This is a genomic window from Coleofasciculus sp. E1-EBD-02 (assembly GCF_040218245.1).
In the GTDB taxonomy this organism is placed as follows: Bacteria; Cyanobacteriota; Cyanobacteriia; order Cyanobacteriales; family Coleofasciculaceae; genus Coleofasciculus.
The window spans coordinates 1-21929 of the sequence record NZ_JAVJQN010000042.1; the positions used below are offsets into that span (position 1 = coordinate 1).

The window sequence follows — 21929 nt, forward strand, 5'->3', positions numbered from 1 at the left end:
CGGAATTCATCAAATCAGGTGCGCCCAACCACTACCCTTTTACCGTTACTCCCCACATAAACGACTCATGATCACTTTCCCATTGGCTAATCGATATATCCCCGTGGGTTCAATAATCGGATCACCGATTTTCCAAGGGCGACGAGTTGAGGACGAAAATTCTCCCCCAGCTTCCCCATCTCCCTCACTAGGAATAGACCGCACCGTCCCGGTCTGATAGGGTGTATCGTAAAGATCCCCAGGACGAAACGGAATACCCCCCGTACCCGTGATAAAGAAGCTACCCCGTTGCGGTTCATGGCGACGGGCGATGCAGCTTTCGGCAATTAGTTTGTCGGTATCGATTTGATTAGTCGATAAGGGGGTGAGGCTGTTGCGAACCGCGCTGTCGTCGGGTAGGGTAATCACGCCTTCCACTGCACCGGTGGCATTGATATCCACTCGGTCATTATGATCCAGGGTATCAGGATCAGTGCCTTTGGGTGCCGGAGCATAGGCAAAACCGAAGAATACGGGAGTATTAAAGGTGATATCGCCGCCTTTGCCATCTTGGGCGAATGCCAGGATATCGCTATCGGCAAATGCCAGGATGGTGTCGGCAGTTAGGGTAATATTACCACCACCGCCGACTCCAGAGGCGACATCGGTTCTGATGTCACTGTCACCAAATAGGCGGATGTCAGAAGCGGTGATGGTAATTGCACCGCCTGCTGATTGAGTTGCCGAGGTTTCAATTGAGCCATTGTTGGCGGTGAGTTGTCCAGTGTCTACTGTGATAGTGCCAGCCGGGGCGGCACCTGTGGATTGGGCGAGTAAACGGGCTTGGTTGGTGAGGGTGAAGGATTCGGTGGCGTTGATGGTTAGACTACCGCCTAAGCCGTCTGGGTTGGCGGAGTCGGTGGAGGCTGAGATAGTTGCACCGTCAGTAATGGTGAGATTTTGGGTGTCAATGGTGAGATCTCCGGCGGCACCATCACCAGTGGTTTCCACCGAAAGTTGTCCTTGTCCGCGAATGGTGATAGATTCCGGTGCGGTGACGCTTAAGCTTCCCCCTTCACCACTACCAGAAGTGGCAGCGGAGATTTTGGCGTTATCTTGAAGATTAATGGTTAAATTCTGTCCATTTTCAAAGGGTTGCAGGGTTAATGCACCAGCGGGGGCGACGCCTTCGGTTTCGGCTAATAAACCTATTTCTGTGCCTTTGAGGTTGATTTGAGAGGCATTGACATTAATACTACCACCTTCTCCTAAGCTGGTGGCAGTGGCGCTGGTGGTGATGGAACCGTTTTCGGCGGTTAGTTGTTCGGTGTTAATGGTAACGTTGCCAGCTTTGGCGGCGCCTGTAGATTGGGCGAGTAAACTGGCTTGGTTGGTGAGGTTGAAGGATTCGGTGGCGTTGATGGTGATATTACCGCCGACTCCGGAGGGGTTGGGGGAAGAGGTGGATGCCGAGATAGAGGCACCGTCTGCAATGGTGAGTCGTTGGGTATCAATGGTGAGGTTTCCAGCAGCACCCTCACCTGTGGTTTCTACGGCAAGTTCTCCTTGTCCGCGAATGGTGATGGCTTCGGGTGCGCTTACTTCTAAGTTTCCGCCTTTACCACTGCCAGATGTGGATGCAGAGATTCGGGATTGGGGCGCTAAGGTTAGGTTGAGGGTAGATTGATCCTGATAGGGCTTCAGGGTTAAGGTTCCGGCGGGGGTTTGTCCTTGGGTTTCGGCAAAGACGCCCACGATTCCGGCTAAATTCATTGTGGAGGCGTTTAAGCTGATACTACCACCGCCTTCGGTATTGGTGGCGGTATTGGTGGCGGTGGCGGTTATGCGGGCGGTGTCGGAGAGGGTTAAGGTTGGGGTATTGATAATAATACTTCCGGCTTTGCCAGCATTACTCGTTTCGACAGACAGAACTGGGGAAAAATCATTGACACCAATGCCGAGGTTCACCGCAGTGGTAGCATTGACGGTAATTGTGCCACTATCGCCACTGCCATTGGTTAAAGCAAAGATTTCTGCTCCCCTGGCAACGGTTAAGGTGGATGTGTCTAGAGTAATGTCTCCCGCGTTTCCAGTTCCTGTGGTTGAGGTGGACAGTTGGGTTTGTTGGATGTCTAAATTTGTGCTGGTAATCTCAATGTTGCCAGCTTTTCCAGCGTCTGTGGTTTCTGTGGTAATGTTTCCTTCTCCCTGAATCGTTACGGAGTCGGGAGCTATAATCCTTAAGTTGCCCCCGGTTCCTTCGTTAGAGGTGGAGGCAGAAATTGAAGTATCCTCTTCCAGGTTAATATTGAGGTTGTTTGTGTTGGGGTGGGATTGAAGGATAATACTTCCGGCATCGCCAGAACTTGCTGTAGTGGTGGCGATGTTGGCACCGTTTTGCAGGTTTAATTCTGGGGTGGTGAGGGTAATATTTCCGGCAAATCCTTGGTTAGTGGTTCCAGCAAAGAGTCCGCCGCGTTGAGATTCGCCTTGGTAGGAATACAAACCTTGGAACGTTATGCCACCTCCGGCATCGACGGCGATATCTCCGGCATCTCCGATGTTGCTGGTATTACTAATAATTTGACTATTATTGAATGTGATTAGACCTAGGCTGCTTACGGTTACATTGCCGGCTCTTCCGCTACCGTGAGTGTCACTTTCAATAGAACTACTATTGAATGTAAGATTGCCGGAACTGGTGACAGTGACATCGCCGGATTGTCCTTGACCCCCAACATCCAAGATTATAGGCGTCGTAGAATCCAAGATTATAGGCGTCGTAGAAAAGGGTACTTCCACGTCCACTTTCACCAGCTTGCTAGTGAGAATTCGGGTATTAGTAACGGATAAATTATCAAACCCATTAATCACAACATCTCCCGATGACGTAGGCGATGGGGTTAGGATTTCTAGGTTTGTTAAATTGTTTTGAGCTTCTAGGGTCACGTTGCCGCCGCTTCCTGCTTCTCCTTCAGGTAAGGCAAAGGAATAAGAATACAAAAATGAGTTAGAAGAATCTCCTATAATATCTCCACCTCTAGCGATGAGGGAAATATCTCCCCCATTTCCTGCTCTGAAAAATGAGAGTGAGCTAGAGTCTATATAACCTGTAGCAATGTTACCATTGCTGGAACTAACGTGAATCGTACCTCCGTTCACCGCTATGCCGCCAACAGAGCGCGAGTAAGATTCCAACCTGTCAGCAATATTGATATCTTCGGTGGCTTCAAGGTTTATTGTACCCCCTTTTCCAGCTTGACCAGCATTAGCATCATTGGAAGAAAACGAGCGTGCCCTATCGATATTAATGCTGTTGCCAGCTTCAAGGTGAATCCCTCCGCCATTTCCCCCGCTACCAGCAGACAAAGAGCGCGAGTAAGATGACAAGAAGCTAGTGAAAATGTTGCCATTAGGGGCTTTAAGGCTTATCTCGCTTCCATTTCCTGCCAGACCCAATTCAGAATAAGAGGAGGAATTAAAACCACCTGTGGAAATGTTGCCATTGGTGGCTAATAAGCTAATCAGACCCCCATCTCCTGCGTTACCATAATCAGAGATTGATCGAGCACTGATATCACGCGCGATTTTGATGTCATTGGCGGCTTCAATGCGAATAGCTCCCCCATTGCCAGCATTCCCAGATTCCGAAGACGAGAACGAGTTTACACTATCAGCGATATTAATGTTGTTGCCAGCATCAATGCGAATTGTTCCTCCATCTCCTGCGTTGCCATAACTAGAGTTTGAGCGAGCATTGACATCACGCGCGATTGTGATATCTTTGCCAGCTTCAAGGGTAATCGCGCCTCCATTTCCCCCAACGCCAGAATTAGAATTCGAGGCAGATAACAAATAACCCGTGGAGGAAATGCTGCCGTTGGTGGCGCTAATATTAATCGCGCCTCCATTTGCGGCACTCTCAGAATCAGAGCGTGAGTCAGAACTCAAACTGCCAGTGGAAACGTTGCCGTTGGCACTGACGAGGCTAATTGTGCCTCCATTGGCTGCTGTCCCATCAAAAGAGAGCGAGTAAGCGTATGCATGATCATCGATAGTGATATCGTTAGCGGCACTGAGGTTAATATTTCCCCCATTACCTGCATTACCCGAATTAGACCACGAGTCAGAAAACAACGAACTTCTGATATGAATTTCATCGCCGCTTTCAAGGCGAATAGTCCCCCCATTTCCTGTACTGCCAGAAGAAATAGATCTAGAATTCAAGGTATTTGTGAAAATGTTACCGCTGGTAGTAATAATGCTAATTGCACCGCCGTTGCCAGAACCACGGGAGAAAGAGTTTATGCGACCTGTTGTGATGTTGTCAAAAGCATTAAGTTTAACCTCACCAGCATTGCCACTTCTGGAATCAGTTGCTAAAAATCCCCTAGTGGTGTCAATTGCTCCATTCGTACTGGTAAGCTGGATAAGTGAGCCATTTCCCAATTCAGCACTCGCGTTTAAGTTAGCCGTGCGAATATCACCTCTAGCCGTGAAAATAATGGTTCCGGCATTACCGGTGCCACCCGAATCATCCCGAATTTGAGACATGACATTTCCCCTGGTGGCGTCAATCTCTCCCGCCGTGCTAGTGAGGGTGATGTTTCCACCATTACCAGCTCCTCCTGCTTCGGAGAATAGCCCTCCTGTCGTAATATCTTTAGCGGCACTAAGGTTAATATCTCCTCCATTTCCCCCTGTGACAAAAGAGTATGAATTAGAACGCAAATTGCCGACTGAAATGCTGCCGTTTGCCGTAAAAATGCTAATTTTGCCTCCATTGCTTGTACTATTAAAAGAACTAGAATTAGCGTATAAATCATCGGTAATAGTGATATCATTAGTGGCACTAAGGTTAATATCTCCCCCATGTCCGGCATTACCTAAAAAAGACCACGAAGATGAGAACAACGAACCTCTGATATGAATTCCATCGCTGCTTTCAAGACGAATACCCCCCCCATTTCCGGCTTGGAAAAAAGAGGACGAGTTAGATCGCAACATGCCAGTATAAATACTGCCGTTACTCGCTTCAAGGCGAATTTCGCCTCCATCATTCATGCCATTCCTACTGTCTAAAGTTTGTCCGTTGGTAGTGATTTCTCCCGCACTGTAAATATCAATTGCGCCACCATTAGTGGTAACTCCTTGGATACTCACATTCCCCGACGCCGCTTCCAGATTAACTATTCCCCCAACCCCATTAAACGGCTGTAAAACAACATCTCCACCAATCGTAATTCCCTCTGGCACATCTGTCGTACTATAAGCAGGTACTGAACCGGAATTAACCCCCCCATAAGCCAAAGCATCCTGCCCCGATCGCACAATTAAAGCTGTACTCGTACTCAGTGTTTCCGTATCCGGTCCATCCGGTAATTCACTCGTATCAGGTCCAGTAATATTGATACCACCCTGAAATCGAATATTACCCGTTGCTTCCACTAACAGCGATGCGCCTGTATACTCACCCACAACATCCACATTCCCAGTAGCACTAATAATCGGGTCATTAAGGCTGACAAAATTTGCCAGTCCCCCCGATACACTTTGAATCAAAAAACTGCCACCACTGGCAAAACGAGCATCCCCAGAAATAATTCCATCACTCCTTAAGCTTAAATCCCCTCCACTCACAAACGGTGTCTGTGTCGGATGATTCAGCGCCCAAATATCAATACCACCATTCCCTTGAATCGTCAGATTTCCACCTGCTTGTGCCAAAAACGGTGTCGCCACACTATCCCGCACTTTCACATTATCCTGTGCAAAAAGAGTTAAATCGCTACCCGAACGTAACTGTCCCTGTAAATCCAGATTCTCCCCATCTAAGGTCAGATTTCGCCCCGTGGTTAAATTCCCCCGATTCGTAATCTTACCCCCCGCCGCTTCTACAGCATTATAAAATAGCGCCCCAGGACTCACCGAGAGTAAACGACTACTGCGAGGTTGAGTGGCACTAAAAACTCCATCCTCACCCAACTCTATCCCTGATGCTGTGGTGGCGACAAAGGAACCTTCTATATCTAAACTGGCATTTTCACCAAATAAAATCCCATTGGGATTGAGTAAAAATAGATTCGCTTCACCTAATACCCCTAACCTGCCCAATATATTAGAGACATTATCCCCCGTAACCCGTGACAGGATATTTTCAATCCCATCCGGATTAGCAAAATAAATCCCTCTCCCTTCGGCGACATTAAACTCTATGAAACTATGAAACAGATTCGCGCCGCGAGTGGCGCCCCCCTCAATTCTGTTGCTGAGTATGTCCCGAATTATTGCATCGGGGTTAACCACGGAACTTTCCGCCCCCAGGGTATCATCCGGTATCACCTGGGCGAAGACTGCTTCATTTCCCCCGGTTACCAGTGTGCCGATTAATCCGACAGTGCCAATGATAAACGACTGCCAACGCCCAGCCAATTTGTTTATTTTGATCATGGCAAATGTCTCCTGTAGTAATGAATTAAGCCATCGGGTTTTGATGTTTATCGGGCGCACGTCGGTGTCAGGGCGCACGTCGGTGCGCCCCTACGAATCTGGCAAAATCGGGATGCTACGTCTGAATTCCAACCTAATCATAAATTTGGTATCAAATATGACAAAAATTTCCCGAATAAAATCTTGGCAAACCCCAAGACTTGATACCAATTATGCCAGTAAATTTGATAGTTTTCTAGCCTTATTTCCCAAAATACCAGAAAGCGACGGAACCTGTGATGCACTTAAGTGCAAGCTGGATTGCCGAATTCTGACAAGTGGGTTGCACAATTACGCCAGGGGTATTGCCGAAAACTGCATGGCGACAGGAAAAAACCTTCAGATGTTGTCGGAAATGTCTGGAACAATCGGAAAGGGTATCTATCGATAACCTCTCGACAAAAGCCACCCTGGGTTATTCAAAGGATTGTTTTGTAGCTTACGTTACTGTTTTTCTCTTTCTCGGTTCCAGCATCCCTCTAGGAAATGCTCTCGAAGAGTGGTTATTATAAGAGGCGGAGTCTCTCTAAGCTCATTCCCTTCTCAGAACTGGGAACGAGGCAAACCAGGAGGCAAAAAAGCAAGTTTTAGCAACAAAAATTAACTCAATTGGAGAACAACCGGAAACCGATTAGAATTAAAGTTAATCCGACGGTCACTAACTTGGACGCCGGGAAATCAATTTCCGGCTGAAAGCTAAAGTAAGAATCGAGCTTACTAAATTGAAGGCTTTGAACCCGTTTCAACGGGTTTAAGCTTTGAGCCTGAACTTGAGTTCAGCGCTTCTTACTTGGACTTGGACGCCGGGAAATCAATTTCCGGCTGAAAGCTAAAGTAAGAATCGAGCTTACTAGATTAAAGGCTTTGAACCCGTTTCAACGGGTTTGAGCTTTGAGCCAGAACTTGAGTTCAGGGCTTCTTACTTGGACGCCGGGAAATCAATTTCCGGCTGAAAGCTAAAGTAAGAATCGAGCTTACTAAATTAAAGGCTTTGAACCCGTTTCAACAGGTTTGAGCTTTGAGCCAGAACTTGAGTTCAGCGCTTCTTACTTGGACGCCGGGAAATCAATTTCCGGCTGAAAGCTAAAGTAAGAATCGAGCTTACTAAATAAATTGAAGGCTTTGAACCCGTTTCAACGGGTTTGAGCTTTGAGCCAGAACTTGAGTTCAGCGCTTCTTACGAGTTTGTCATGAGTGTTTCAACGTTTATGGCGCTAAAGCGCAACTACAAACGAACGAACGAAATGAAAAGCCAACACCGCCGATTCAAAATCCGCCCCTTTCTCCTGGTTCTATTCCTGTGTAGTCTTACTTTCAGTTTGAGTCTAAGTCAGGTTTCCTTAACCCTTACCCCCCTCCAATTTAGCCCCATCGCCACCGCCCAAACACTTAATCCTAATCAACTCGTCGAACAAGGTATCCAACGCTACAAAAACGGTGATGTTTACGGCGCCATCGAACCTTGGCAAACCGCCTTAACCCACTACCAAGACACCAACAAAAGAGCCAGCGCCGCCATAGTTCAAGAAAACCTCGCCCGCGCCTATCAACACCTCAACCAAAGCGAAAAAGCCCTCACCTATTGGGAAAATGCGATCGCCTATTATCGCCAAATCGCTGATACCCCCCAAGTGGCGCGGCTTCTCGTCGAAAAAGCCCAAACTTATACTAATATAGGACAACCCAGAACCGCGATCGCACTTTTATGTAATCCCTCCCCGAACGACTGTACCCCTGATAGCGCTTTAACCCTTGCCCGTACCAGCCAAGACAAACTCACCGAAGCCGCCGCCTTAGGGAGTTTAGGTGAAGCGTTGCGGCGACGAGGCGACTACAAAAGCGCCCTCACCTATCTGCAAGCCAGCTTAAATTTGGCAACAGAAATGGGTAATATCGCCTATCAAACCTCAACCCTAACTCGTTTGGGAAATACCTACCTCAGCCTTGCCAATATCCATTATCGCCGCGCCAACTCTGCAACCATTCGCGGCGATACCATCGAAGCCGATAAACTCAAAAAACAAGCATTAAACTACGACAGCGAAGCCCTCACCGTCTTTCAAACCAGCCTCAATCTCGCCCAAACCCAGAACAATCCCCTGGGACAACTGCGATCGCTCCTCAATGCCATTACCCCAGAATACCGCACCCAGTCTACCCGCCACGCCCTCGAACAAGCCCTCTCCCTCCTAGACACCCTACCCGATTCCCGTGATAAAGTCTATGGGGCGATCGATTTAGCCCACATCCTGACTCAAGGAGACACAAACGCGACAACCCAATGCGTCACCCCAGAATCCCCCAACCAAACCTTACACCTCCTGCAACAAGCCGTCGCCATCGCCCAACGCCTCCAAGACAATCGCGCCCAATCCTTTGCCCTCGGTGAACTCGGTCATTTCTACGAATGTCGTCAAGACTACTCCCAAGCCCTCGACTTGACCCAACAAGCCCGATTAGCCGCCGACCAAGACCTGCTTGCTAAAGATAGCCTCTATCTGTGGGAATGGCAAGCCGCACGCCTGTATAATGCCCAAGGAAACCCAACTCAAGCCATTGAAACGTATGATCGCGCGATCGCAACCTTAGAAAGTATCCGAGGTGATATTCTCCTCGCCAATCGCGACATCCAATTCGACTTTCGCGATACCGTTGATCCCCTTTACCGACAACTCATCGAACTCAGATTAGAACGCGCCTCCCTCTCCTCAACCCCACCGGCTGAGAAAACCAAAACCCTCACCTCTGTTCTCAACACCGTTGACTCCCTCAAATTAGCCGAACTTCAAGACTATTTCGGCGGCGATTGTGTCTTAACCGCCTTCAACCAAGAACGAGTAGATTTAGTCGGAGAAAACACCGCCACTGCCGTCTTTAGTTCCATCATTTTACCAGACCGCACCGCAATTATCGCCAGTTTTCCCAACGGTGAAAAACGACTCACCTGGATAAACATTGACCGCGAAACCCTCAGACAAGACATCAATACCTTTCGTCGCGGACTCGAAAGCTTTTTTAGAACCTATAACCCCCAACCCGCCCAGAAACTTTATGACTGGATTATTCGCCCCTTTGCCGCCGATTTAGACCAAGCCAACATCAAAACCCTAATCTTCATTCAAGATGGTATCCTACGCAGTATTCCCATGGCAGCCCTCCACGATGGCGAGAAATTTTTAGTCCAAAAGTATGCCATTGCCACTACACCAACCCTAACCCTAACTGACCCCAAAACCCTCAACCGCGAAGACCTCCTAGCATTAGCCTTAGGATTAACCCAACCCGCGATTATCGAGGGTCGCGAATTTCCCCCTTTACCGAATGTTTCCTGGGAAATTAATCAGGTAAAAACACTACTCCCTAGAAGTAAAGGATTACTAGATGAAGACTTCACATCAACTCGCTTACAACAGGAATTAAACCAAACCGTTTACCCCATCCTACATATCGCCACCCACGGTGAATTTGGTGGTGATCCCGAAAACACATTTATCGTCACAGGAAACAATGAAAAACTCACCATTACCGAACTGGATAGAAAGCTGCGGACAGTTTCCCGCCGTTCTGAACCCGTAGAACTCCTCACCCTAACCGCCTGCCAAACTGCTGCTGGAGATGACCGCGCCGCCTTAGGTTTAGCGGGTGTCGCGGTGCAAGCTGGTGCCAGAAGTGCTTTAGCTTCTCTTTGGTTTATTGATGATGCTACAACTGCCCAAATTGCCACGGATTTTTATGCCAACTTACGCGATTCTAGCATCAGTAAAGCCGAGGCACTTCGCATAGCTCAAATTTCGTTAATTGAAGCTGGGGGAAGAACGACTCATCCGGCTTATTGGGCGGCTTTTATTCTGATTGGCAATTGGTTATAACTGAGGTCTTGCATTTTGAGCAGTAAGTTCCAGCATCAGCCAATAACTCAAGTTCTTTGCTAAGAGCTTAAATCCGTTTAAATGGACTTAAACTGGAGATGTAGTCAGCTTTAGCTGACTTGAGCTTTTAGCCTTGGGTTTAAACCCAAGGCGGTTTAAGTTAGCATGGCTACACCCCTACACCCTACACCCCTACACCCCTACACCCTACACCCTACACCCCTACACCCCTACACCCTACACCCCTACACCCTACACCCTACACCCCTACACCCTACACCCCTACACCCTACACCCCTACACCCCTACACCCCTACACCCCTACACCCCTACACCCCTACACCCCTACCAATGACCAATCAACAATCAACAATTACCTGCGTAATTCTTCAACAACTTGTGTCAATCGCTGACTCTGTTCACTGCCATTTTCTGCCGCTTGTAAATTTTCTAACTCAGCTAAATCCTTAAGTAAATCTTCAAGTAAAATACTTGCCTCATTTCCCGACGCTAAAACTTCCGCCAATGCATCATACCACAACCCTGCTTCAGCATATTGCTTCGCTCTTTCTAGAGGATCAATACTATCAGAAAACGTCCCTGGCGTCTGGACAACATCAATATCCGCCCCCGCCACTAAAGCGCTAGAGGGGGAGTTCGGGTTGCACAGAAGCACAACTCTCCAACCGTATCTTTGTCCAACAGATAAACCAGGTTTATCCTTTGGTAACGATAATGTCATGATTCCCGGAGAACTTTGTAGCGGAATTTCCTGGATTACGTTACGACTCCCACTTGACCCATATTCATAGAGTTGAAAGATTATCTCATAAGGTTGAGCATCCGGAACAAACCAAGCGAAGGTGGGATGAGTAGAAGCCGTTTGTCCCAGATGGCTTTGAGGGGCAAGGGCTGTTAAACTTATTTGTGCATCACCCGTACAACCGCCTCTTCTCCCTTCTGAACCATCCTCAAAGGGCGACAGCAGATCAGCAGGAGGTTGGTATAGTCGTCCACCCGTTGAACCGGTATGGGTTGGATCAGGTGCGCCCTCTCCGTTTTTATCATCAGCGAACGCGACACCGCCTAGTATCAATGACAAACTGAGAAAAGCACTGATTAAGAGTTTACCATTAAATTGTTTTGTTAGCCGCCATAAAATTTGTATCATTGTCTTAGCTATTTAACGCTTTATTTACAGCATACAATCCAAAAACTGAGCATCTCATGCCTATAAGTGTAAACCTGATGACAGAATTGGGATGGTTTGATCACAAAATCCTGTTATTGTCCTGGCTGAAAACTACATAGCCTGTCTTGTCTTGATGATTGCCCAAAATTGTAACCCTTTAAACTCCATTGTTTCAGCCATTTGTTTCAGGATATTTAACCCCAACAGGATAAGGCTGTAGAGACGTAGCATGCTACGTCTGGAACAACGTTACCCTAATCTCGGATAATTTTATCGATGAAAGTTCAGGAAATGTTCAGGAAAGTTCAGGAAAGTTCAGGAAAAGTTGACGATTTATATTAACTTACGTTAAGTAAATAGGGCTAAAACCTTTACCAACGACCTTTTTTGAATTGTTTTGACGAATAACACTTAACAGGTTATGTATCTTTTTTTAAACTCAAAGGGTATGACTTCCTCAACATTACCAGAACCACGCTTTTGCCACAGACCAGGTTAATTCACAAACGGTTCCTTTGGGAGAATTAGGAAACCGCCGAAACGTTCCTCGCAGTTGTCGAGCCAGATTTTTTGCCTGCTGCGTTCCCCGACCTCGCCATTGATCTAAGTTATCAGATAATGCGTCTAAACCCACGCCATTATCGATAATGCGAAGAACATTCTCACCGTTCTCTTGGGTGCAAATTACACTCAGACGAGTCATCCCAACAGCGTATTTCCCTACATTACACAACGCTTCTTCTAAAAATCGGCACAACCCCCGCTTTTGGTCGAGGCTTAAATATCGACTTTCTAGAGGTTCAAATTTATTAATTTTAACTTTAATGGTTTGAAAACAAGGAAAATCACGAGTTATCGTATTATCATAAACTTGATAGAGAATCTCATGAATTGGTGCATGTAAATCTAATTCCAAATTACCTCCTAGATAAATATTTTCACCTTGGGTTAACGTTTCTCGGCGAACGGATTCATAGACGGTGCGAATTTCTTGGTTCAACTGTTTCAGTTCAGATAACAACAGTTCGGAGTATAAATGGTTTTCTTGAGCCGTGCTTAAAATCCGCGCCAGTCTTTGCAAGGGTCCATTATGAATCGTATCAAATGTATGGTCAATAATAAATTGTCGCTCTTGCAGTCGTAACCTCAAATCCTGTTGATGTCGATAGAATAACCCAGCGGTGAGTCCAGCACCATTAAAAACAAGAGGAAGAATTGCCGGAACCAGGGGAATCCACCACCCTAAAATCAACCCGAAATAACAAATACCCGTTAGTCCAATACTAGCCATCCCCAATCCCACCAAAATCTTTAAAGGGGATTGAAATAGCCGACCCAGACTAATACCGAAAACCCCCCAGGCAAAAATCCACAAATATTCCCATCCATCTGACCAAACCTGTAAAAGGGGACGCCCATCCAGAACAGCACTGATAATTTGACTCACCGCATGAGCTTGAATTTCCGCTCCATAAACCAGTTTAGGGTTAACACCCGTAATCGCCGCCGAATTTACGATATCTTTAACACTGGCAGCCGTTATACCAACTAAGACGATGCGATCGCGAATCCAGTTGGGATCAACATGTCCACTTTTGATATCATTAAGTGAGATCACTCTAAACGGTTCTCGACCACTGCGAAAATTGAGCAAAATCTGATTTCCGCCAGCATCGGCTCTCACATATCCCCCAGAATTGGGTTGAAACCGAGTCAGTTCAGTGGAACCAAACCGGATAGCCATTGGGTCACGAATCCCCGGTTCTAGGGGAATTCCTTGACTAGATAAATAGGTTTGAGCCAGACGTAGCGTCAAAGACAACTTACGCTCTCCCTGGGGAGTAGAAATGCGAAGCAGGCTGCGTCTGAGATAACCATCCCTATCCAGAACCGCATCAGCAAATCCAGCTTGATCAGGAGGCAAATCGGGTGGTGGACTAACAGTAAACCCCTCGCGATCGCGCAACGCTTTCTCAATCGCAATTAAGTTTTTGCTCTCTCTAAATACTTCAACCAGTTTAGCGTGACCTGGCTCAACCGGTAAGTCTCTAAAGATATCCAGACCAATCACATTCGGTTGATAGTTCTGTAATAGTCTCAGGAGTTCAGCAATATCTTGATCAGGTATAGGATAGGTTCCTACCTGCTGAATATCTCCTTCATCAATCCCGACAATAACAATTCGTTCATCCATAGGTTCAGCCGGACGCAGCCGCAGAAAATTATCCAGCACCACCCATTCCAAAAATTGCAGCGAACCCGTCAGACGAGCCAGCATGACCAGTCCAATAATAATCAATCCTGGCAAAGCCCCAACCCGCCAGATGGCAAGTTCCGCTTGAATTTTCTGCCAAAGGTTACGCTGCACAAGGAACAGGGAATAAAGAACTCTTAACCGGAAATAGGCAATAATGACAAAGGACAAATGATCAATGACTAATAACTAATCAATTAAACCTTCCTCTTTGGCACGCATCTGGGTTTGAATCCGAATATTTTTCCCCGGTTCCGGATAAACGCCCAAAGCGTCTTGAACCTTCGTCCAATAATGACGCACGGTGCGTTCAGCAACATTCATTTGCTGAGCGATCGCTTTATCTTGTAAACCTTCTTGAAAAGCTAAGGTCAACAGTTCCAACCATTCCGGTTTAACTTCCAACCCCGTTCGCATCTCTTTTGGCGTGTAAACCACTCCCTGAAGCGCCCAATCAACCTTAGTTAACATTTCCTTAAGCGGCAGACTTTTGTCTACAATCGTAAAACCCCCTTCATGAGTCGCGATCGCCGGTTTGAGACGCACCAGTGAGCGGACATGAGCGCTTTGAACCACAATATTCAGGGTAGGATACTGCTCCATCAACGTTCTCAACAGTTGAATCCCTGTCTCCGTTCGCGCCATGTCTCCAGGTTGCTCTGGAATAGAAAGATCCAGAATCGCCAAATCAGGTTGAGCGCCCTCCACTTGTTGTTGAGCGCCTCGTGCGGTTTGAGCGGTGAGCACGTCTGCTTCTGGGTACTGCTTTGTGAGCAGATTCACAGTTCCATCCAAGACGGCTTCGTGATCATCAACCACGAGAATTTTTGACTTGACTCGCTTTGGTGAATTTAGACTCATATTCAAATCCGTCGCAGTCTAGGGTTACTTTGGGGAGCTGAGGTTGGGGCGATCGCCAACGGAAGTGCCACGTTACCATCAACTCCTTTCTCTTATAAAAGCACTGTCCTCCGGTGACAAAGTGAAAAGCTTCCTTAAGATAGTCCAAATCTTTAAGAGTAGATGGACAGACTACTGTTGATTCATGAGGATAAGAGAGTTGAACTCTAATATCACTGAACTTCCCCTGTTTCGTTAAGCGGACATGAATGGATAGTTGGGTGGAAACCTCTGAGGGAAGCATACCAATTTTTTCAGTCTGGCATTGTTGAAACCCTCTGAGTACGCATCTGGTGTCGGTGTCATTGCTCCAACGGGATGTACCCCCTTGGGATAACGTAATTCGCAGTAATTCGTCTAAGGCGATTAAAATCACTCGAGAGCACTCAGGAGACTCATCCTGCCAATCCCCCGGCAGTTCCATCTGAATGTTAAGCTGGGGATTGTAAGTTTGCCACAGTTCGAGCAAATACTGTATGGCTAGGGGCAAACTTTCCTCAACAAAAGGAGGCGATAGGCGATCGCTCAATTGTCCCAGAGAATGATGGAACTTTTCAATCCCCTTTAACCAGCCTCGGACATGCTCCAGGGAAATCTCATGAGTATCTCCCAGCCATAACTCTAAGCTGCGACGCATCGCCAATGACTCTTGCAACAACCCATTACGAATTCGCTCAGTTTCACAATACAGTTGAAACCCTCGCCTGCGTTCCCACCATCGTAAGGCTCGTCGCGCCCTAGAGTAGGATAGGAATATCCCCACACAGATGGCTGCACCAGCACTCAAAACCATACTCTCTAAGACAATAAAATAGGAAACATCAACCATTTTGGGATCATCAATTTTTGGATTAGTGGATTCAGACCCGAGTAGAGAGAGCGCAGCACCGACTCCTTGCTTAAGCGGGATAGCAGGAACAAAAAGACGAAAAGCCTTACCTGATTGTATGCCAGTACAGTTAGCTGTGCTTTTGGCTCACAGCAGATTACTTAAGCCTTAAAAGCGTTTCAAGTCCATACTAGGAGTCTTAGAGCAGTCGCCCACTACCGAAATTTACCAAATTGCTTGCCGTTTTTGGATTCATCTATGACACAATCCTGCCAATCCCTTTGCCGAAAACTGCAAAAAACACCATTTTGAGTGAGGAGGATTCAAAAATCGGTCAAATCCTCCTCTAACTTAACTTGCGGCGGTCTAGGTCGGTCAGGTTTAGCCAGCAACCGCTCAAAGGCTAGCTGATGGTGTTGGTCAGCCAACCACGCATGATACGTTTGACTATGAATCGTCGCCGAATGTCCCATTTGTTGCGCCGCCAGCCCAATTTCCAGACCATACTGCATACTCCGAATCGCCCAACAGTGGCGCAAATCATAAAAGGCAGCTTATTGAAGTTTGTAGTATTTATGTAGTACGCTAATGACATTGCCGCAGAAGCGGCACAATGTCCATCACCCTGGCAGACAAGGAGCCAGTCAAATGATTCCCCGAAGTAATATCCGCAACATTGGAATTTCTGCCCATATCGACTCCGGTAAAACTACGTTGAGCGAACGGATTCTTTTCTACACGGGCAGAATTTATAAAATTGAAGAGGTTCGGGGAGGTGGTTCGGGTGCCACAATGGATTTCATGGAATTGGAGGAGGAAAAAGGGATTACCATCACCTCAGCCGCGACAACTTGCACCTGGAACGATACCCAAATTAATCTCAGGTAGTGAGCAGACTTTTTCCGGTGTCATCGATTTAATTGAGATGACGGCGCACTACTTTGCTGGCGAAAACGGCGAACAGCATCTGATTCTGCCGATTCCTTTAAACCTGCGGGAACCAGCACAAGAAGCGCGGGAAAAACTGCTGGATTGTCTGTCGATGTTCTCTGATGGGATTATGGAGAAGCTGCTGGAAGGGGAGGCGGTTCCGCAAGCGTTGATGTGGGAAACCATTCGCAAAGCCACCTTAAGCCTCCAGTTAACCCCAGTGCTGATGGGTTCAGCATTCAAAAATAAAGGAGTGCAGAATCTATTAGATGCGATCGCGCTTTATCTTCCTTCTCCCAATGAACGGGAAGTGGTGCAGGCGATTGACTCTCAAACCCATGAGTCGGTGACGGTGGATTGCTATCCTGATAATCCTCTGTTAGCACTGGCGTTTAAAATTACCGAGGAGGATACGGGACAGCTTACTTATACCCGCCTCTATTCCGGTACGCTATGCCAAGGAGATACCGTCAAAAATAGCCGCACGGGTAAGCGAGTGCGAATTGGGCGACTGGTGCGGATGCACGCCAATCACCGACAAGAGATAACAGAAGCGACGGCTGGGGATATTATTGCCCTGATTGGTGTTGATTGTGCTTCGGGTGATACTTTGTGTGATCTTCTAAGCCATCTTTGCCTAGAGGGAATCGTTGTCCCCGAACCCGTGGTTACTCTGTCCATCATTCCCAAGCATCAGGATGATGTAGCACGTATGTCCAAAGCCTTGCATCGGTCAAAGGGAATGACGAAACGACCATCTTCAGGTCCAGTAACAAAACCTGATTCCGAAGCGAACATTGTATTAGAGGCAATAACTCCTCGTTTGGGCAGTAAATCCACTGATATATAGCATTTTTATTTGAGATGTAAACAAGCAGCCCTTAATCAGCGAAAATGCAATGATTTTGCTTGGAATTAAGTTTTTCAAATCCTATAAATACTGGATTTTTATATGTGTCCCTATTTAAATAATGTTTTCTTCACTACAGAAGTTACCCCCAACGCCCCAACGACTAGCAAACCGAAAATTGTAGTCGGTTCAGGTACAGCAGTAACAGACGTGAAAGCTTCCTCCCCAACTAGAGTTACCCCGGTCGGTGTTGTGATGGTGGCAAATGCTGTCTGTCTAAGAGTAGAGGGCAAATCCTCAGATGGCAATGTATCGGCTGGATAAATAAAAAGTCCTAAAAACGTGTTATTGGCTGGATTTTGGGGATTGAAATCAGCCAAATCATCAAAGATGATCACATCAAATAAAGTCGGTGCAGGCGGCATCTGGAAATCATTGGCTACGACAATTGAGTTAGATAATCCGGCAAAAACCTCATCTCCTACGCTGATCCTGAAGGATTGACTAGCGTTGCTATATAAACTCCCATTTGGTGTCACGATGGGCTCGATTGAGTCATCGAAGATAAAGTTACCACTAACTGGAGTCCCGGTTGCTTGGTCGTTGAACGAAAATTGAAAATTAAACTGGGTAGCTTGTGCAGAACTTATCCCGATAGTTCCCCCAGCAATAATTGCTACACCAGTTGCTAGGGATAACGGCTTAATCCCGGAAATGGTCATAGATATTCTTATCCTTGATGATTGCTTATTAGGGTTGCAAGTAGGGTCTACATTGTAGTTTGACATACTCCTACGCTTGCATCATAGATTATAACATGGGATTCGTCAGTTGAAACCCCTAGAAAACGGTAAAATAAGATACAAAATAGTTTTTATAGACGACCTACTCTAGTCCGATAGTCCAACAAGCAATGGAATCAAGAGAGAATCTCTATCTCATAGCCATAACCTTGCTCCGTCAAAAATAACTGTCGGTGACGGGCAAAATCTTCTTCACAAGTCCGCAGGGAAACTAGGGTATAGAAACGCGCCACTCTGCCATCGTTTTTAGGGCGCAGAATCCGTCCCAAGCGCTGGGCTTCTTCCTGTCGGGAGCCATATTTTCCTGAGACTTGAATTAACACGTCCGCATCGGGTAAATCAAGGGCAAAGTTACCGACTCTTGAGAGGACTAATCCTTTTAATTCTCCTCTGCGAAACAAGGAATAGAATTTTTCCCGTTTCCTTTGGGAGGTTGAACCGACAATTAGGGGAAACTCGGTAACCTTGGCTAAGTGTTTGAGTTGAGAAAGGTACTCCCCAATAATCAGGATTTTGTGGTCGGCTGCTTGTTGGATCAAATGCTGAACCACCTCAACTTTGCGGGGATTTTCTGCCGCCACTCGGAACTGCTGGCGACGAGGAGTAACCGCATAGTGCATTTGCTGCTCACTATCCTGGGGGATGCGAATTTCTGTACAACAGGCTGTGGCGATGAATCCTTGAGTTTCCAATTCACGCCAAGGTACGTCGTAACGCTTAGGACCAATGAGCGCAAAAACATCTCCCTCCCGTCCATCTTCTCGAATCAGAGTGGCAGTGAGTCCCAAACGCCTTCTGGCTTGGAGTTCAGCGGTGATGCGGAAGACAGGGGCTGGGAGCAGGTGGACTTCATCATAGATAATCAGCCCCCAGGAACGGGCGTTAAAGAGGGAGAAGTGAGGAAAATCAGCTGCTTGGTTAGGACGATAGGTGAGAATTTGATAGGTGGAGAGGGTGACGGGTGCGGTGGATTTAACCTCGCCACTGTATTCGGCAATGGCGTCAGGGGGTAAGTCTGTTTTATCGAGGAGTTCTCGACGCCATTGTCTCACGGAGGTTAAGCTGGTGGTTAGGATTAAGGTATGTTCGCCAACGGCTGCCATAGCTGCCATACCGACAATGGTTTTTCCTGCGCCGCAAGGAAGGCAAATGATGCCACTTCCCCCTTGGACGTAACCGGATTGATAGAAAGCTTCGGTGGCTTGTTGTTGGTAGGGGCGGATTTGGAACGGTTGACCACTGCGAGTCTGAGAACGTAATTGCAGGGGTAAGGTGTCACCTGTAACGTATCCGGCTAAGTCTTCAGCGGGATAGCCCAGATCAACTAAGGCTTTTTTGAGTAGTCCGCGAAAGCTAGGGTTAACGTGAAAGGAGACGGGGGAAAGGCGCTTTTCTAGGAAAGGGGCAACCGATTTTTCCCGGATTAAGAGTTCTGCCAAAGGCGGGTCAGCAACGTTAAGCTCAAGAAAGAAAGGATCGTCTTTTCGCTCAAGGCGGGTGAGTCCGTAACGCTCTCCCAGAGTCCGGATTTCCTGAATCACTGCTTCGGGAACAGGGTACTTGGCATAGTGATGGAGTGCAGTGAGCATCCCTTCCACTGCTAATCCGGCGGCGCGAGCATTCCAAATACTCAAGGGGGTAAGGCGGTAGGTGTGGATGTGTTCTGGGCTTTTGATCAGTTCAGCAAAGGGAGCGATGGCAACTCTAGCCCCATCAGCCTTAGGGGAGTGAACCTCTAAGAGAATGGTGCGATCGCTCTGGACAATGAGGGCATTTTCGGGGTTGTAGGACATTTAAAGGCAGAAGAATCTAAGGCAGAAGGTAGAAGAGTTTAAGGCTTTGGCACACTATAACCTAGCTTCTGCAAAGCACGGTGAAACCGAGTTTCCGATTCAAGTGGCACCACTAAACGGCGTTCCCCAGCCAAGAAACAATACTTTTTGGTGCGGGAATCATTGGCAATTAAGAGGGCGATTGCCGGATCATTACATTCAATTAAACGGGCTGTTCCTAAATCCTGCAAACTCCCTGTCCGGGACTTGACATCGGCTAAAAATTGTTCAACGGTTTGGGGTAAAGGTTCCGGACTGCGTGCCACTAAGAAGTCTTCTAACTCTTGGAGTCTGTAACCTTCTGCGACGGCTTTGAGTAATTTCGTTGGCTCTAAACGCCACACCGCATCAGAAACCTTCTGGGTATACAACTCCAGTAGCAGCACATCAGCCGCTGTCAGGGATTCTCCCATTGCCGCTATTTCCAGATTGGGTAAGACTCGCAAAACGGGTTGAACCTCTGGAGAGGCTGGGGTGTAATGATCCGTTAGTTCTAAACAGTAAGCGCCAAGGGGAGTCAAGCGGAAATACAGCAACCCATCGTAGCGGCTCAAGAACTCTAGGTCATCGGTTCCCCAATTGTTGCAATAGTCAGAACGAGCCTCCCGTGGAGAAATGTACGCCACATCAACCATGCCTAACGTGGCAGCATATTCAAATAATAGGCAGAGTACATACCTGCCTTGCAACATACTCCAGTCGTGATACCCCAGATAACCTAAACTGCCGTAGCCAGCTTCACAAATATAGAGATCCCAAGGGTTGCGGGTGACTTCAAAATCATAATCGCTTGCCTGGATGTAGCGAAAAAATTCATCCACCTGAATCCAATGATTGACGGGACAAGCGTATAGTGCCATTGTAATCGCCTCCCGCCGTCCCACCACAGCGGTTAAGCTTCTTTTCCCTTTACCCGTTTGCCCTTTAATCTGATCAATACGCCTGAATTCATCCAAAAGTTTAGTTTTACGCCATTTCTGCCAGAGGGTGTGTAGGGTTTTTGGAGGAGCAAGAGTGAGGGCTTTTTGACCCGCTTTGGTTAAACGCAGTTTTTTGCCGGACAACTCGGCTAAACCGCCTGCTTGCACGAGCATCGACCAAGCAAAGGCACGGATAAAGCCAATGGGTTGGTCATAAAAGTTATCCTCTTCTGGAGGGGGATCGGTGTAATAATCTCCACCAGAAAGTATCGCTGTCATGGTTTTCAAGGTAGCCGCAGAAGGAAAGCGAGTTTTATCGCTTACAGAGACCTTACCCGTATCAATCAGCCGCAGCACCGCTAATAAGTCTTGCTGTGCGGCTCTTTCCATCAACCGCTGCTCAACAGAAACATCGACAACTTGGGTTTTAAATGTTCTACTGTTGTAGTCAATGACGGGTTGTTCTTGCTGGATAGTTTTGGGAATCTCATCCTCTGTTTTCAGCTTAGCTTGAGCTGGAGGTGGCACGAAAGCAGACAAGCGTTTCTGCAAGTCTTCTGGCATCAGATAGTCGAAGAAAAATAGTCCCAACCTGGAAGGGTTTTGCAGGGTGCCATAGGCATTAACCGCACCCCAATTGGGCAACTGCCCATACTTTGCCTGAAACTGAGCCGCATCAAAGTGTGAATCCAGTGAATAAACCACTTCTGATACAGCAGTTTGTTGGAGTGGGTCGAGTTTTTCCCACTGTGCTTTGAGTTCTTTTCCTTGCAGGTAGGGCTGAATTAGGGCAACCAGTTCGGCTTTGCGGGTTGGTCGTTCGGTTGTTGGCAGGTGTGGCAGGAGTCTTCTGAGATAGTCTACAGTTTGCTGGTTGAGCGCCTCAGCAACGGTGGCAATGATTGGGTCTTTGGAGTAAGGCATCAGCACTGATGAAGGTGACAGGCTTTAGGAATTAGGGTAGCAGGAAAAGGGAGAATCCGTTTTCGCCCATCGATGAACTTGGCGTTGGTTGGCAAAGAGAATTTGTGCGCCATGGCGCACATTTTTAACCATCCTCAATTGCTTTCTATGGCAAACTG

General features: G+C 47.3%; 11 protein-coding genes and 1 pseudogene. 3 read left to right on the top strand and 9 right to left on the bottom strand.

Features of this window, described 5'->3' with window-relative positions:
- Positions 1 to 45 precede the first annotated feature (45 nt).
- Positions 46 to 6429, bottom strand: a complete 6384-nt coding sequence (locus tag RIC07_RS08095) for a two-partner secretion domain-containing protein (protein WP_446394073.1) — start codon at positions 6427 to 6429, stop codon at positions 46 to 48.
- Here RIC07_RS08095 and RIC07_RS08100 point away from each other — a divergent pair.
- Together RIC07_RS08100 and RIC07_RS08105 are read left to right on the top strand one after the other, a co-directional pair.
- Positions 6428 to 6859, top strand: coding sequence for a hypothetical protein (locus RIC07_RS08100; RefSeq protein WP_446394074.1), 432 nt, complete (start codon positions 6428 to 6430; stop codon positions 6857 to 6859). The genes RIC07_RS08095 and RIC07_RS08100 overlap by 2 nt on opposite strands.
- Before the next feature lie 799 nt (positions 6860 to 7658).
- Positions 7659 to 10337, top strand: coding sequence for a CHAT domain-containing protein (locus tag RIC07_RS08105; protein ID WP_446394075.1), 2679 nt, complete (start codon positions 7659 to 7661; stop codon positions 10335 to 10337).
- 373 nt (positions 10338 to 10710) lie between these two features.
- On the opposite strand, the gene RIC07_RS08110 is transcribed toward RIC07_RS08105, so the two are convergent.
- The 5 genes from RIC07_RS08110 to RIC07_RS08130 all read right to left on the bottom strand — a co-directional run bounded on the left by RIC07_RS08110 (position 10711) and on the right by RIC07_RS08130 (position 16024).
- Positions 10711 to 11508 carry a DUF928 domain-containing protein gene (locus RIC07_RS08110; RefSeq protein WP_446394076.1) on the bottom strand — a complete coding sequence of 266 codons (798 nt, stop codon included), beginning with the start codon at positions 11506 to 11508 and terminating at the stop codon, positions 10711 to 10713.
- A 484-nt stretch (positions 11509 to 11992) separates the two neighbouring features.
- Entirely contained in the window at positions 11993 to 13897 is a 1905-nt protein-coding gene (locus tag RIC07_RS08115) for a CHASE2 domain-containing protein (RefSeq protein ID WP_446394077.1), read from the bottom strand.
- 75 nt (positions 13898 to 13972) lie between these two features.
- The gene (locus RIC07_RS08120) at positions 13973 to 14644 is read right to left on the bottom strand and encodes a response regulator transcription factor (protein WP_446394078.1); all 672 of its coding nucleotides are present in this window, start codon (positions 14642 to 14644) and stop codon (positions 13973 to 13975) included.
- On the bottom strand, positions 14595 to 15512 hold the full coding sequence (locus tag RIC07_RS08125; RefSeq protein WP_446394079.1) for a hypothetical protein: 918 nt from the start codon (positions 15510 to 15512) through the stop codon (positions 14595 to 14597). Before RIC07_RS08125 ends, RIC07_RS08120 begins: the two co-directional genes overlap by 50 nt.
- 323 nt (positions 15513 to 15835) lie before the next feature.
- Positions 15836 to 16024: a hypothetical protein gene (locus RIC07_RS08130; RefSeq protein ID WP_446394080.1), complete on the bottom strand. Its 189-nt coding sequence runs from the start codon at positions 16022 to 16024 to the stop codon at positions 15836 to 15838.
- A 136-nt stretch (positions 16025 to 16160) separates the two neighbouring features.
- Between RIC07_RS08130 and RIC07_RS08135 the strand changes: the two are divergent.
- A pseudogene (locus tag RIC07_RS08135) lies at positions 16161 to 17244 on the top strand (GTP-binding protein); the annotation flags it as partial.
- Positions 17245 to 17402: 158 nt separating this feature from the next.
- Here the strand turns inward: RIC07_RS08135 and RIC07_RS08140 are convergent.
- From RIC07_RS08140 to RIC07_RS08150, 3 genes are all read right to left on the bottom strand, one after another.
- Complete coding sequence (locus RIC07_RS08140; protein WP_446394081.1) at positions 17403 to 18014, bottom strand: PEP-CTERM sorting domain-containing protein; 612 nt, start codon at positions 18012 to 18014, stop codon at positions 17403 to 17405.
- Positions 18015 to 18211: 197 nt separating this feature from the next.
- Positions 18212 to 19888: a DNA repair helicase XPB gene (locus RIC07_RS08145; protein ID WP_446394082.1), complete on the bottom strand. Its 1677-nt coding sequence runs from the start codon at positions 19886 to 19888 to the stop codon at positions 18212 to 18214.
- A 38-nt stretch (positions 19889 to 19926) separates the two neighbouring features.
- Positions 19927 to 21771 carry a helicase-associated domain-containing protein gene (locus RIC07_RS08150; RefSeq protein ID WP_446394083.1) on the bottom strand — a complete coding sequence of 615 codons (1845 nt, stop codon included), beginning with the start codon at positions 21769 to 21771 and terminating at the stop codon, positions 19927 to 19929.
- Between the last annotated feature and the right edge of the window lie 158 nt (positions 21772 to 21929).

What these genes read in the sequence shown, in the direction of transcription:
- RIC07_RS08100 (WP_446394074.1), top strand. Translation starts at nt 6,428, where the DNA reads ATGGCAAATGTCTCCTGTAGTAATGAATTAAGCCATCGGGTTTTGATG.
- RIC07_RS08095 (WP_446394073.1), bottom strand. Translation starts at nt 6,429, where the DNA reads ATGATCAAAATAAACAAATTGGCTGGGCGTTGGCAGTCGTTTATCATT.
- RIC07_RS08105 (WP_446394075.1), top strand. Translation starts at nt 7,659, where the DNA reads ATGAGTGTTTCAACGTTTATGGCGCTAAAGCGCAACTACAAACGAACG.
- RIC07_RS08110 (WP_446394076.1), bottom strand. Translation starts at nt 11,508, where the DNA reads ATGATACAAATTTTATGGCGGCTAACAAAACAATTTAATGGTAAACTC.
- RIC07_RS08120 (WP_446394078.1), bottom strand. Translation starts at nt 14,644, where the DNA reads ATGAGTCTAAATTCACCAAAGCGAGTCAAGTCAAAAATTCTCGTGGTT.
- RIC07_RS08125 (WP_446394079.1), bottom strand. Translation starts at nt 15,512, where the DNA reads ATGGTTGATGTTTCCTATTTTATTGTCTTAGAGAGTATGGTTTTGAGT.
- RIC07_RS08130 (WP_446394080.1), bottom strand. Translation starts at nt 16,024, where the DNA reads ATGCAGTATGGTCTGGAAATTGGGCTGGCGGCGCAACAAATGGGACAT.
- RIC07_RS08140 (WP_446394081.1), bottom strand. Translation starts at nt 18,014, where the DNA reads ATGACCATTTCCGGGATTAAGCCGTTATCCCTAGCAACTGGTGTAGCA.
- RIC07_RS08145 (WP_446394082.1), bottom strand. Translation starts at nt 19,888, where the DNA reads ATGTCCTACAACCCCGAAAATGCCCTCATTGTCCAGAGCGATCGCACC.
- RIC07_RS08150 (WP_446394083.1), bottom strand. Translation starts at nt 21,771, where the DNA reads ATGCCTTACTCCAAAGACCCAATCATTGCCACCGTTGCTGAGGCGCTC.